This is a genomic window from Candidatus Eisenbacteria bacterium, assembly GCA_016930695.1.
Lineage (GTDB): Bacteria > Orphanbacterota > Orphanbacteria > Orphanbacterales > Orphanbacteraceae > JAFGGD01.
In genome coordinates this window covers 17,914-30,178 of record JAFGGD010000033.1, presented here as the reverse complement: position 1 = coordinate 30,178, position 12,265 = coordinate 17,914, and the positions used below count along the sequence as shown (strand labels likewise).

At 66.4% G+C, this 12,265-nt stretch carries 7 protein-coding genes and 1 tRNA gene; 5 read left to right on the top strand and 3 right to left on the bottom strand.

The features are described from left to right. Nucleotides 1–56: 56 nt before the first annotated feature. The 3 genes from JW958_07580 to JW958_07570 form a co-directional block, all read right to left on the bottom strand. Entirely contained in the window at nucleotides 57–3,206 is a 3,150-nt protein-coding gene (locus JW958_07580) for a PD40 domain-containing protein (protein MBN1826109.1), read from the bottom strand. Between the two features lie 126 nt (nucleotides 3,207–3,332). After that, nucleotides 3,333–4,544, bottom strand: coding sequence for a hypothetical protein (locus JW958_07575; GenBank protein MBN1826108.1), 1,212 nt, complete (start codon nucleotides 4,542–4,544; stop codon nucleotides 3,333–3,335). A gap of 2 nt (nucleotides 4,545–4,546) precedes the next feature. Beyond that, entirely contained in the window at nucleotides 4,547–5,707 is a 1,161-nt protein-coding gene (locus JW958_07570; protein MBN1826107.1) for a hypothetical protein, read from the bottom strand. A 138-nt stretch (nucleotides 5,708–5,845) separates the two neighbouring features. Between JW958_07570 and JW958_07565 the strand changes: the two genes are divergently transcribed. The 5 genes from JW958_07565 to JW958_07545 all read left to right on the top strand — a co-directional run bounded on the left by JW958_07565 (nucleotide 5,846) and on the right by JW958_07545 (nucleotide 12,237). Continuing rightward, nucleotides 5,846–7,345, top strand: coding sequence for a DUF2723 domain-containing protein (locus JW958_07565; protein MBN1826106.1), 1,500 nt, complete (start codon nucleotides 5,846–5,848; stop codon nucleotides 7,343–7,345). Nucleotides 7,346–7,426: 81 nt separating this feature from the next. Next, nucleotides 7,427–8,854 (top strand): sulfatase, encoded by a 1,428-nt coding sequence (locus tag JW958_07560; GenBank protein MBN1826105.1) that lies wholly within the window; start codon nucleotides 7,427–7,429, stop codon nucleotides 8,852–8,854. 2 nt (nucleotides 8,855–8,856) lie between these two features. Continuing rightward, the gene (locus tag JW958_07555) at nucleotides 8,857–9,564 is read left to right on the top strand and encodes a glycosyltransferase family 2 protein (GenBank protein MBN1826104.1); all 708 of its coding nucleotides are present in this window, start codon (nucleotides 8,857–8,859) and stop codon (nucleotides 9,562–9,564) included. Further along, complete coding sequence (locus tag JW958_07550; GenBank protein ID MBN1826103.1) at nucleotides 9,561–12,107, top strand: YfhO family protein; 2,547 nt, start codon at nucleotides 9,561–9,563, stop codon at nucleotides 12,105–12,107. Before JW958_07555 ends, JW958_07550 begins: the two co-directional genes overlap by 4 nt. A 56-nt stretch (nucleotides 12,108–12,163) precedes the next feature. After that, nucleotides 12,164–12,237, top strand: a tRNA-Met gene (locus JW958_07545). The last annotated feature ends 28 nt before the right edge of the window (nucleotides 12,238–12,265 follow it).

The following is a 12,265-nucleotide window of genomic DNA, read 5'->3' as shown; positions in this document are numbered from 1 at the left end:
CGCCTCGCAGCCCGCGGACCGGCGCCGCAGCAGGATTCTCTCCCGCCCCGCGGGGACTAGAAGTCGGCCGCCAATGTAAAGAAGTGTTGCGACGCGCCCAGCGTTCTCTGGAAGTCGGTCCTCTGCCCCCAATCCCAGCGCAGAATGAAGATCCCCAGATTCACTCGAGCGCCGAACCCATAGGCGAAGGCGTAGGCGTTCTCCACCCTCCCCGTGACCAGGTCGATCGGGCGGTTCTGCATCGGCGCCAGCTCGCTCCCGTCGCCATACCAACCCGCCGCTCCATCGACGAAGAAGACGCCGTTGATGCTCCGGAGATCGAGCGGCAGAGGCCAGCCGAAACGGAGCCTCTCGATCAGCGGGTAACGGAACTCCAGATTCACCATGCCGACGCGGGTGGCGCGCAGATCGCCGTAGTCGATTCCCCGGAAGGTGTAGGGTCCGCCGATCCGGAAGAACTGCAGATCCCTCCCGACGCTGGTGCCGACGAGCATCCTCCCGGCGAAACTGTATCGCCGGCGGATGTTCCAATATTTCCGCGCGTCCAGGATTCCCGTGCCGAAGGACAGGTCGCCGAAGGCATAGTCGAGGGAGAGCCGGGAACGGCCGCCGTTGATCGGCCCCGTCGATCCGTAGATCACGTTGTCCGTCACGTAAGAGACGAAGGGTTGGGCGAAGTACTTGGGGTCCTCGCGGACCTCCTCGTAGGCGTCGCCGTAGAAAGACGTCCGAAAAACGGAACTCGTGATCGACTCGCCGCGGACCCCGAAATCGAAACGGGCGTACTTGGAGAAGGGGCGGCTCACCATGAGCTGCAGGCCCCTGTAGATCTGGCTCTCGAATTCCGCCTCCGACTCGGCGGTGTAGATGTAGTAGTCGTTCCGGTACTGGAAGAGCGCCACGGCCCAGTTCATCCGGTTCTCCAGATTGGTGTAGGAGAAGAAGAGGTCCGCGTCGCTGAGCGATCCGTAGATCCCGGCGGCGAAAGTGAGGTTGTGGTTGCCGAGTATATCGCTGAAGGAGATGGCGCTCTGCCCCAGGAACCCCACGTTGGAGGCGAAGGCGGCGCCTCCGAAGAGGAAGTCCTGGGAGAAACGCGTTTTATACTCCCTGTCCTGAAAATCCGCGGTGTCCGGCAGGGCGTCCACGCCGTCGGCGTTCCGGATGTGATCCTTCAGTTCTTCCGGCTCGGGCGCTTCCCCTTCCGGATAGAAGGAACGAAGATCGACGAGCTTCTCCGGGGCCGGCTCGGTGCCGGGGGCGATCCCCATCGTCCCCGCGTCGTTCCGGACGGGGGACGCGGCAGACGGCTCCGCGTCCGGTCCGCCCGAGAAGGCGACCACCGGCGGAAGCGGGGCGGTGGGATCCGGCGCGAGCGCGGCGATCCGCGGCGGTTCCGATTCGCCGAGCGTCTCTTTCCGGCGGAAGGGAACGTGCTTTAATCGCAAAGGATCGCTCAGGTCGTACAGATCCCAGCGCCCGCCCGAGAAGGCGGAGAAGACCAGCGTCTCCCCGTTCCGGGAGAAACTGATCGGCGACGACTCGGGGATGATCCCGGTCACGCCGGTTAGGATATTGGTGAGCTGGTAGGCGTCGCCCGTTTTCAGCTCCATGGAAAAAACGTTGGAGATCCCGCTCCGATCGGAAACGAACAGGATCTCCTCGCCGCCCGGTGCCCACTGCGGGGCGATGTTCTTCCCCGGCATGTTCGGGAGCACGTCGACGCGCCCGGTGGCGATATCGTAGAGAGCGATCTTGTATCCTTCGAAGACGAGCCGCTCGAAGTCGGTTCCCTCCCCGCGGTCGGTGGTGAAAGCGATGGTCTTTCCGTCGGGGGACCACGCCGGATCCCGGCAGGTGTACCGGTCGTCGGTGAGCCGCGTCAGCTCCTTCCCGTCGGCCCGAACGGTGAACAGGTTCGACCGCCCTCCCTCGAGAACGGTGAAGACAAGGCGCGTGCCGTCGGGGGACCAGGAAGGGGAGAGCACGCCGTCGAACTCTTCCATCTCCAACTTGCGGTGCACCCGGCGGCGGTCCATGTCGTAGATGTAGATCGCGTCGTGCCCCCCCACCTTCGCCGGGAATGCGAGGTAACGCTCGTCCGGCGACCAGGAGATGGCGGTGTTGAAGAAGCGGAGCGATTCGAAGCTCCCGGTCCGTTCCCCTTCGATCAGCTTCTCCGCCCGGCCGTCGTCGGAAACGGGGGAGACGTAGAGGCTGGAGTACATGTCCCTGTCGGAGATGAACGCCACCCGCTCGCCGCTCGGCGACACGGCCGGAACGAGATTGAGAGAGCCCCGGTCCGTCTCCGGGCTGGTGATGGGACGGGCGAACTTGTCCGGCTTGGCGTAGTCGACGATCTGGGGAAGATAGGTGCGGCGCACCTCCTCGAGCCACTCTTCGGAAAACTTCTTCAGCGAAATGCCGAGCACCGCCTGGAAGGCGCGGTCCACGCCGCCCACCCTCGGGGTGCTCCGGAGGATCTCGCCGATCTTCTCGTCGCCGTACTTGCGGGCGAGAAAATTCATGATCGATTGGCCGAAACGATAAACCCGGATGTCGTAGACCCGGGAAAGGTCTTCGATGGAGAGGAGGTAGCCCTGCAGGGCGGCGTCCCGCATCCACATCTCGGTGTGCCGGTCCACCTCGCCGATGGAGAGGTACTCCGCCATCCCCTCCATGAACCAGAGGGGCGGCGAGAAGCCGACCGTGTTGGCGAGCATGCTCCCGCCGTCGCCGTAGAGGATGTCGAGCTGGAATGCGTGAACCATCTCGTGGGTGACCACGTGTTCCATCTCGGCGTAAGACCCCGTGAAGGGGATGGTGAGCCGGCGCTTGGCCAGATCGGTCATCCCGCCGGTCCCCTCGCCGACCTGCGAGGGCGTCACGTTGGTCTGTTGAAAATGGGAATGGGAGGCGTACAGAATGAGCGGGATCGGCTTGTCGAAGTTGTACCCCAAAACCTGGGAGAGGCGCGCGTAGGAACGCTCCGCCATGCGCGCCACGTCCCGCACCGCCTCGCGCTCCGATTCGTAATAATAGATCTCGAAGTGTTCCGTCTCGAGAACGCGCCAGCCGAAATCGCTGTACTGGACCTTGTTCTTGCCGAAGTACTGCGCCCGAGCATCGCCGGCGGCGAGGGCGAGCAGCAGAAGCGCGGCGAGCGGGGCGAGGAACACGGCCGCTTTTCGCGTGGGGATCGTCATGGCCTTTCTCTCCGGGGGGTGGTCATCCGCGGGGAGCCGCCTTCCCGGCGGTACCCGGGAACCGATTGTTTTTCTTGAGGATAATATACCCGGATTCGGCGGGGCCCGCAACGGCGCGGCGAAACCCTATTCCAGATAGCTCTTCCGCCGCCGCCAGGGCTCCTGGCCGGTGAAACCGACCACGACGCGGGTGTAGCTTTCCTCGAGACCGTTCCGATCTTGGTCGCCGATCCGACCGTACTCGACGGCGAGATCGCAGATCCCCGCGCCGCCCCCGAGAGAGAAGCCGGTCCCGCAGGTGACCGCCCACCGGTCGATCCGATTCCCCTCCCGGTCGCCGTACATCAAAGGATCGACGCGGAACCCCGCCCGAAGGGGGAGGCGGACGAACCAAGGATCGTTCCGGTCCGGCATTCTCTCCAGGCCGATGGCGAAAGAGGCGACATCCCGATAACCGCCGAGCGCGGCCACCGTGTCCTTTACGCTTTCCCAAGAAGAGAGGGCGTACTCGGCGCCGGCGGTCCAACGCTCGTCGAAACGCCAGGAGAGACCCGCGCCGAAGCGGGGCGCCACTTCGATCCGCGCCCGCTCCCCGCTCACCGTCCCGGAGAGCCCTTCCCTCTGCCGGTCCACGCGGAGGCGGACCTCTTGGGACCAGGTGAAGCCCAGGCTGCCCGACCGGCCGAGGGGGAGAAGTACGCCGACGGCGCCGCCGGTCCCGTCGCCGCCGATAAGGAAACGCTCGCGGGTGTCGCGGATGTCCGAATCGGCGAAGTCCAGGTCGTAGTCTTCCTCGATGCTCAGGAAATAGGTGTCCAGGCGGAGCCCGATCCGCACGTCGCGGAAAAGCCGGAACGCCGCCACGGCGGGGACGCGAAACACGCTGCCGTGGCGTTCGAAGAGGGTGGTGTAGTCCACCGGGTCGTCGAAGGTCTCGAGACGGATTTTCTCGGTCCCCATGTCCTGCAGCTCGTGATAGCCGAGGCCGAGGGCGAGCCGATCGCCGATGGGAATCAAAAACTCGAAGAGAGGGAAACCGCTGGAGTTGTATGTGTGTTCCCCCTCGCCGCTCCGCGCGTGCCTGCGCTCGGCGTGATAGAGGATGTTCATGGAGACGCGGTTCATCCCCGCGGCGAGGGCGGGGTTGGAGAGGGAGAGGCGGGACGTGTCGGCGAGCGCCGTCTCCAGGGCGCCCATCGCCCAGGCCCGCACGTGAACCGGACGGATGCCGACGCCGAGTGCGTTGGAGGCGAACTGCGAGTCCGCCGCGGCGCGCCCCGCCGGCAGCAAGGCGCAGAGAAGGAGAAGGCACGAAAGGAGAGACGGAAGGCGGCGCACGGCTAGTCCTCCTCCGGGCGGAGAGGCGTGTAGAGGATCCGCAGCCTGGGCGGGTACGCCCCCTCGCGGGAGAAGAAGACGGCGTGTCTGTCCCGGCCCCGATCGGTGTCCGGCCGGACCAGAACCGCCGGGTTCCTCTCGCCGCCGGTGATCCACGTGCGCGCAAGGTCGGTGAGTTCGATCTCCACCGTGTCCCCCGGCTCGGAGGGGCCGATCGCCTTCTCGTCGTCATAGATGACGGCGCTGATGGCGATGGAGTCGCTCTCCAGCTCGTCGTTCAGCACGCGAAGCGCGTTCATCACGAGCAGGCTCTCCTCCTCGATCTCCGTCCGCGCCACCGTCAGCACCAACTCCGCGCGATTGATGGTGACGTCGCCGAGGGAATCGGGGAAGAGAAACTGAAAGATCGCCTGGTTGGTGACCGCTTCGCGCTGCCCGACGAGGAGCGTGTCCGACGTTTCGTTCTCCACCACATAGGAGGCGGGGTCGAACTTGAAGGCGTAGAAGCGGTCGAGGGAGAGGTTGCGCGTCACGGTCGTGTCGGCGCCGAGGGTGTCCCTGTAGGTGAGCAGAAGACGGAACGGTTCGCCGGGGGACGCGGTGTCCGCCTCCATCGACGGGAAGCGGAGGAGGGATTCTTCATCGCCGATCGGCGAGAGGAGCAGCCCGTTGTTGCCGGCGGAGGAGTCGATCCAACCGCGCGCCCACTCGAGGGGGAGCGCCGCGTCGATTCCGCCAGCGAAGATCACGTCGAAATCGTCCGCCGTCTCCAAGGTCTCCGTCTCGGATTTTTCCGTCCAATCCTCCAGGATCCGGCCGATCCGCACCTCGCCGGCGCCGTCCCCGGGCGACCAGGGGATGCCGGTGAGGCGCGCCTCGACCAGGCTGTCCGTCGGCTCGTTGAATCCGGAAAGGCTGAAATAGACCGCCGCGCGGTATCCGAACTTGCGGCGCCGGCCGACCAGCAGGTCGGGCTGCTCGCCCGGCTCGAGGCTCGCCTCGAAATAGGTGTCCGCCGTCAAATCCCTGAGGACGATCGACCGCGGCATAGCGGTGGACCGGTTGTCCACCAGCCCGGAGCCGACCAGCGTGTCCGCGTCCTTCGTTCCGCAGGAGAGAAGCGGGAGCGCGAGAAGCGCCGCGAGGCAAAATGTCCGTTTCACCATATCCTTCGCCGATCCATGGGGTGTAAATCGGGGCTCATCTTAGTCAACCCCGGGGGGAGGGTCAAGGTCCGCCGCGCGCGAAAAGAGTTCCGTGGCGGGCGCGAATCGGGTATGAACGGAGATCGGGAGGGAAGCATGAGCGGCGTTTCCATGAAGACGGGCGGCCTTTTCGATCGGATCGGGTGGCTGCTGCTCCTCTTCCCATTCCTCTTTCTCCTCTGGACCGCCCGGCCGGATCTGGAGGGAGGGGACTCGGCGGAACTGGTGACGGCGGCGCACACCCTCGGCATTCCCCACGCCACCGGTTATCCGCTCTATGTCTGGCTCGGACGAATCGCCATACTCCTTTTCGGCTCCGACCCGGCGCGCGCGATGAACCTCCTCTCGGCGCTTCTGGGCGCGGGCGCGATCCTGGTCGCCGCCCTGGCGGCGCGGGAGGCGACGGGCGACATCCTCGCCGGAGCGGTCGCCCTGGCCGGGCTCGCCCTGGCGCGACCTTTCTGGCACGTGGCGTCCCTGGCGGAGGTGTACACCCTCCATCACCTGCTCCTGGCGGCGACGCTTTTCTTCCTCTTCCGCTGGAGAAGAACCGGCGGGGAGCGATTCCTCTGGCTCGCGGTGTGGGCCGCCGGGCTCGACGCCTCCCACCACGGGTCCGCCCTCCTCTTCGCCCCGGGATACGCCCTCTTCGTGATCGCGCACCGGAGGCTACTCCCCTCCCTCCCGCGGCTCGCCGCGCCCCTTCTCCTCCTCCCCCTCGCCTTCACCGTCTATCTGCACCTTCCGATACGGAACGGCGCCGATCCCGCGGTGAACGCCTTCCGGGACATCCAGGAAAAGGTGGATCTGGGCCTGCTCGATAAAGAGAGCGCCGGCGATTCCTTCGGCGATCGTTTTCTCTTCAAGCTTCGCGGCGCCGGCCCGGGCCGCAAGCTCACCTGGTTCGACGACACGGCCCGGGAGAACGCGGCGGGGTTCCCCGATTACTTCCGGAGGACCGCCGGCGCTTTCCTTCTCCCCATCGGCCTCTCGGGGCTCCTCTGGGGCGCGGCGCGGCGGGGGCGCTCCGCGGCGCTTCTTCTGCTCTACTGCTTCCTGGCGAACACGCTCTTCTATGTCAATTTCCGCACCATGGACCTGGAGGATTTCGTTCTCCCCTCCACCCTCTTCCTCCTTCTCGGCGGTTCCCTGCTCCTGGCGGACCTGCGGCGTCTCGCGCCCCGGACGGGCGCGGCGTCCTTCGTACTCCCCCTCCTGCTCGTCGCCCTCGCCGCCGGCAACGGGGCGGACCTGGCGCGGCGGGCGGAGCGTATAAACGGATACGTCCACAGCCGGACGATCCTGGAGACCGAGCGACGGCTACTCGCCGAGGACCTGCCCGAAGGGGCCCACATCTGCCTTCCGTGGGGAAGGGCGATGGCGGTCGTCTATCTGCAGGCGGTCGAGGGAATCCGGACCGACATCACGGTCCACCACCTCGCGCGCCGCGAGTACGACCGGGTGATCGAAGAGTACGGGGGCCGGGTCCCCCTCTATGTGGAGGACATCTCGGCGGAGACACGGCGCGCCTGGCGGGTCGTCCCGGAGGCGGGGCTTTTCCGGATCGAGCCAAAAGGAGAGCGGAAATCGCGTTGACCGACTCACAACTCCCTGGTATCTTACAAGATACGCAGGAACGCCCGGAGGCGCGCGCCCCGGGCATCCCGAGGGGAAAACGTGCGCGAGCAAGGGCATCGTAAAGAGCGGAGAGGAGGGACGGATCACCGGCGCGGCGCCTTCGCCGTTTTTCTTCTGCTTCTGCCGGCGCTCCTCTCCGGTTGCTCGCGGAAACCCTCGACGCCTCCCAACGTCCTCCTCATCACGATCGACACGCTCCGTTCCGATCGGGTCGGCGCCTACGGGGGCGCGTCGACGCGCACCCCGGCCATCGACCGGCTCGCTCGGGAAGGAACCCTTTTCACGGAAGCCTACAGCTCCATTCCGATCACCCTCCCCTCCCACACGTCGATCCTCACCGGCCTCTACCCGCGGACGCACGGCGTGCTGAGCCACGGCTTCACCCTCGACGACGAACACCGCACCCTCGCGCAGATTCTCAAGGAGAACGGCTATCAAACCGCCGCCTTCGTCTCGAGCCACGTGCTGGACGACAAGTACGGCCTCGCCCGGGGGTTCGACATCTACTGGGAGCGCTACAACTACGGGCTGCAGCGGATCAACGCGCTCTTGAGCCAGGAGGGGCAGGACGTGCAGGTGTGGGCCCTCTCCGATTACATCCGCGACGAACTCAAGGAGCCCTATTTCCTCTGGGTGCATTGGTTCTTCCCGCATAAACCTTACGAGCCGCCGCCGCCGATGGAACGCCTCTACGACCCGGACCCGTCGAGCGACCTCCGGGCGGACGTGCCGACGCTGGAGCGCGTTTGGCTGGGGGATCTGGCGCTGAACGAGCCGATGATCGAGCGCTTCCGCAGCCTCTACGACGGCGAGGTCTCCTTCACCGATCTCCAGTTGGACAGGGTGCTCGACCGTCTCCGGGAGCGCGGCGTGCTCGACCACACGCTCGTCTTCTTCACCGCCGACCACGGCGAGGTGCTCTACGAACACGACCGCTACTTCGGTCACGACATCATGCTCTACGACCAGTCGATCCGGGTGCCGTTGATCGTGCGCGCCCCGGGCACGGCGCCGGCGGGAGCCCTCTCCGGAACGACCGTACGGAACATCGATCTGGCGCCGACGATCCTGGACCTTCTCTCGATCCCGCCGGAGAAATACCCGATGGAGGGACGTTCGTTCGCCCCTTCGCTCCGCGGCGAAACCCAGGAGGAGGCGCCGGTCTTCGCCGAGGTTTATCCGCCCAAACAGGACTGGAAATCGCTCCCGCGTCACGCCGTCCGTTACGGCGGCTGGAAGTGGATCACCGTCGACGGAGAGGAGGGGGGCCTTCTCTACGACATGGACGCCGACCCGGCGGAGCAAGAGGATCGATCAGGCCGAGACCCGGAGAGCCTCGCGCGGATGGCCGATATGCTGAATGCATGGATGATTCAGGAGGGAGGCGCCGCGACGGGCTTCCCCGAGCTGAGCGAGGAAGAGATGGAACGCCTCCGATCGCTCGGATACATCGGGAGCGGGGACTGAAGATGAGCGCGCCACTGGACAAACCGACCATCTCCTTCTTCTTCCCCGCCTGCAACGAGCAGGACACGGTGGAGGAGTTGGCCCGGAGGGCGGACCGCGTGCTTCGCGACCTCGCCTCCGACTACGAGGTGATCATCGTCGACGACGGATCCACCGACCGGACGCCGGAGATCGCCGATCGTCTCGCCCGGGAGAACCGCCGGATCCGGGTGATCCGGCACCCCGTCAACCGGGGTTACGGGCTGGCGCTCCGGAGCGGATTCGAATCGGCGCGATTCGACCTGATCTTCTACACGGACGGGGACCTGCAGTTCGACGTGGCGGAACTCTCTCGGCTGATCCCGCTCATCCGCGACGCGGACATCGTCTCCGCCTACAAAATCCGACGGATGGACGGCTGGGAACGGAAGGCGGTCTCCTGGGTCTACAACACGGCGCTCCGGGTCTTCTTCGGGCTCCCGCTGCGGGACGTGAACTGCGGGTTCAAGCTGTACCGACGCGAGGTGTTCGAAGCGTTCACCCTCTCCTCCACGCGCGGGCTGATCGACGCGGAAGTGCTTCTCAAGGCCCGCAAGGCGGGATTCCGCATCGTCCAGGTCGGCGTGACCCATTTCCGGCGCCGCGCCGGCGGCAGCCGGTACCGGATCCGGGAAATCGTAATGACCATGCTCCAGATGGCCCGGCTCTGGAGGGAACTTTACCTGTCATGATCCCATCCCTCCTCGGGAACGGCGGGCGCGGGCGTGGCGAACGGATCGCCCTCCTCTTCCTGGCGCTCGTCGCGCTTCTCTTTTTCCGGGACGTCCTCTTCGGCCCGAACGCCCTGGTGACGAGCAACATGTCCCGCTGGCTCCCCTGGCGCGCGACGGCGACGTTGGAACGCCAAGCCCGGCCTTCCTTCCGGGACGACGCGGCGGAAACCTATTACCCGCGACGCCATCTCTCCGCCGAAGAGCTGGAGGCCGGGCGCGTCCCGCTCTGGAACCGCTACATTCTGTGCGGCACCCCCCATCTGGCCGACTTCCAGTCCTGCGTGTTCCACCCGTTGAACCTGCTCCTCTACCGCATCGACCACCGGTGGGCGATGGGAGCGTTCGTCGTCTTCCATCTCCTGCTGGGCGCGTTCTTCCTCTTTCTGCTGTCGCGACGTCTCGGCGTGGGGAACGCCGGCGCCACGGTGGGCGGGCTCTCCTTTCTGTTCAACGCTTACTTCGCCACCTATCTCGGGCACCCGCCCCACATCTCGACGGGGTGCTGGCTTCCGGCGCTCCTGCTCCTCGCCCGGCGGCAGGTGAGGCGGGGGTGGACCCCCCTCCTCCCCCTCGCCGCGGCCCTCACCATCCTCGGCGGCTTTCCGCAGACAATACTTTATGTGTTCACGATCAGTTCCGCATTCGCCCTGGTCGAGTGGGGAGGGCTCCCCCGGCCGGAGCGGCGGCGCGGCGCGTTCCGGATCGCGGCGCTGGGACTCCTGATCGCCGTCGGCGCCGGAATCACTCTCTTTCAGATCCTCCCCACCGCCGAGTTGGGCGGTCTCTCGGAGCGCCGGAACATCCCGGTGGAGGAGATTCTCCGGGACCATCAGCCGCGCCCCTGGTCGATGATCCGCGCGGTCCTTCCCGACTTCTTCGGCAACCCGGTGGACGAAAACTACTGGATCGTCCCCTACCAGGGGGCGCTTCCCCATCCCTCCGACGTCGGGTGGATCGGCTACGGCGGGGTGCTCCCCCTCCTGCTCGCGGGGGCGGCGCTCCTCTTCCGAAGACGGCGGGAGACGATCTTCTTCGGCGCCGTGGCCGCCTTCTCCTTGGCGCTCGCTTTTTCGCCCCACCTCTTCCGCCTCTTCCACCGGCTCGTCCCCTTCGCGCGCTTCAGCGCCGAACTGCATCGCCTCCAGTTCCCCTTCCTCTTCTCCGTCGCGGTACTCGCGGGATTCGGGTTCGACGCGATCGCCGAGCGGCTCGCCGGCGCCAATCGTCGCCGGGTGATCGCCTACATCGCGGCCTGGATGCTGGCGGCACCCCTCTTGGCGGCGGCGACCGGCATCTGGGGCGGTGCGATGCGCCGCGACGCCCGGGAGCGAATGTTCCGGGTCGAGCTGAGTTCGATCCGGCCCGCCGTGGTTCCGCCGCACGCCCGCATTTGGCTCGAGGGACGTTCGGAGGAGGAATGGGCGGCGCACCAGTGGAAGGTGGCGTTCCGTTTCGGCGCGATCGTCCTCGCCGGCGGGGCGGCGCTTCTTTTAATCGGTAAGCGCGGGCGGGCGGGCCGCGCGGCGGCGGCGGCGGCGATCCTGATCGTACTCGCGGACGGCTGGACCTTCGCCCGGGTCTACTACACGCCCCAGCCCCGGGATGAGATCTTCGCCGATCACCCCTCGCTCCAAACCCTGCGGGCGGAGGAGGAAGAGCCCTTCCGCGTCTCCCGCTTCACGCGGGAGTACATGCTTCCCTCCAACACGGGCCTCCCTTACGGGATCGAAGATCTGGGCGGCGTGAACGCCCTTCTCCCCGCCCATTACGCCCGCGTCTTCGAGGCGATCGATCCGAACCTCTTCCCCGACGGAAGGCGGATCACCGCTTTCCATCACCCGTCGGACCTCTTCCTTCCCTTGTGGGATCTTTTGAACCTAAAATACATATTGGTGCCCGATCGCTACGAGCCGGCGAACGGGCCGGCGAGGAATTGGGAGGAGGCGCTGGAGGGAAGCGATCGTTTCCGCGTTTTGCGGCGGCCTCCCCTCACGCTCCTCGAAAACACGCGTGTCCTGCCGAGAGCCTTTCTGCGCCACGACTGGGTGGTGGAGAAGAACCGCGGCGAGATCCTGCGGCGGATCACGGTGCCCGGTTTCGACCCGCGCGGCCCCCTCTTCATCGAGGAGGATCCGGCGATCCCGCGGGGGACGGCGCCGGAGTTGCCGGAGGATCTCTGCGAAGTGATCCGGCGGGAGGGCCCGGACGTCACGCTCCGCGCCCGCTCCGGAGAAGCCGGGCTTCTCTTCCTGAGCGAGACCGACTTCCCCGGCTGGGAAGCGGCGGTGGACGGCGTTCCGGCGCCGATCCTGCGGGCCGACTACGCCTTCCGGGCGGTGGCGATCCCGGCCGGGGAACACGAGGTATCGTTTCGATACCGGCCCCGGTCTTTCCGGCGGGGCGTGATCGGCTCGGCGCTCTTCGCGGCTCTTTATCTTGTCCTCGTCGCGGTCGCCGCCCGGCGCCGCCTTCCGGCGAGGCGGGACGCGCTTCCGCGTTGACAAAAAGGCTCCTCTCCCCCTATCCTCTCTTTTTCCGGCGCGAAGACATGGGCATTGCCGGTGTAGCTCAGTTGGTTAGAGCAGCGGAATCATAATCCGCGTGTCCGGGGTTCGAGTCCCTGCACCGGCACTTCTTCCTTTCCTCTCGCGCGACGAGA

Coding starts and splice junctions, on each gene's coding strand:
- JW958_07550 (MBN1826103.1), top strand. CDS start 9,561: ATGATCCCATCCCTCCTCGGGAACGGCGGGCGCGGGCGTGGCGAACGG.
- JW958_07565 (MBN1826106.1), top strand. CDS start 5,846: ATGAGCGGCGTTTCCATGAAGACGGGCGGCCTTTTCGATCGGATCGGG.
- JW958_07555 (MBN1826104.1), top strand. CDS start 8,857: ATGAGCGCGCCACTGGACAAACCGACCATCTCCTTCTTCTTCCCCGCC.
- JW958_07580 (MBN1826109.1), bottom strand. CDS start 3,206: ATGACGATCCCCACGCGAAAAGCGGCCGTGTTCCTCGCCCCGCTCGCC.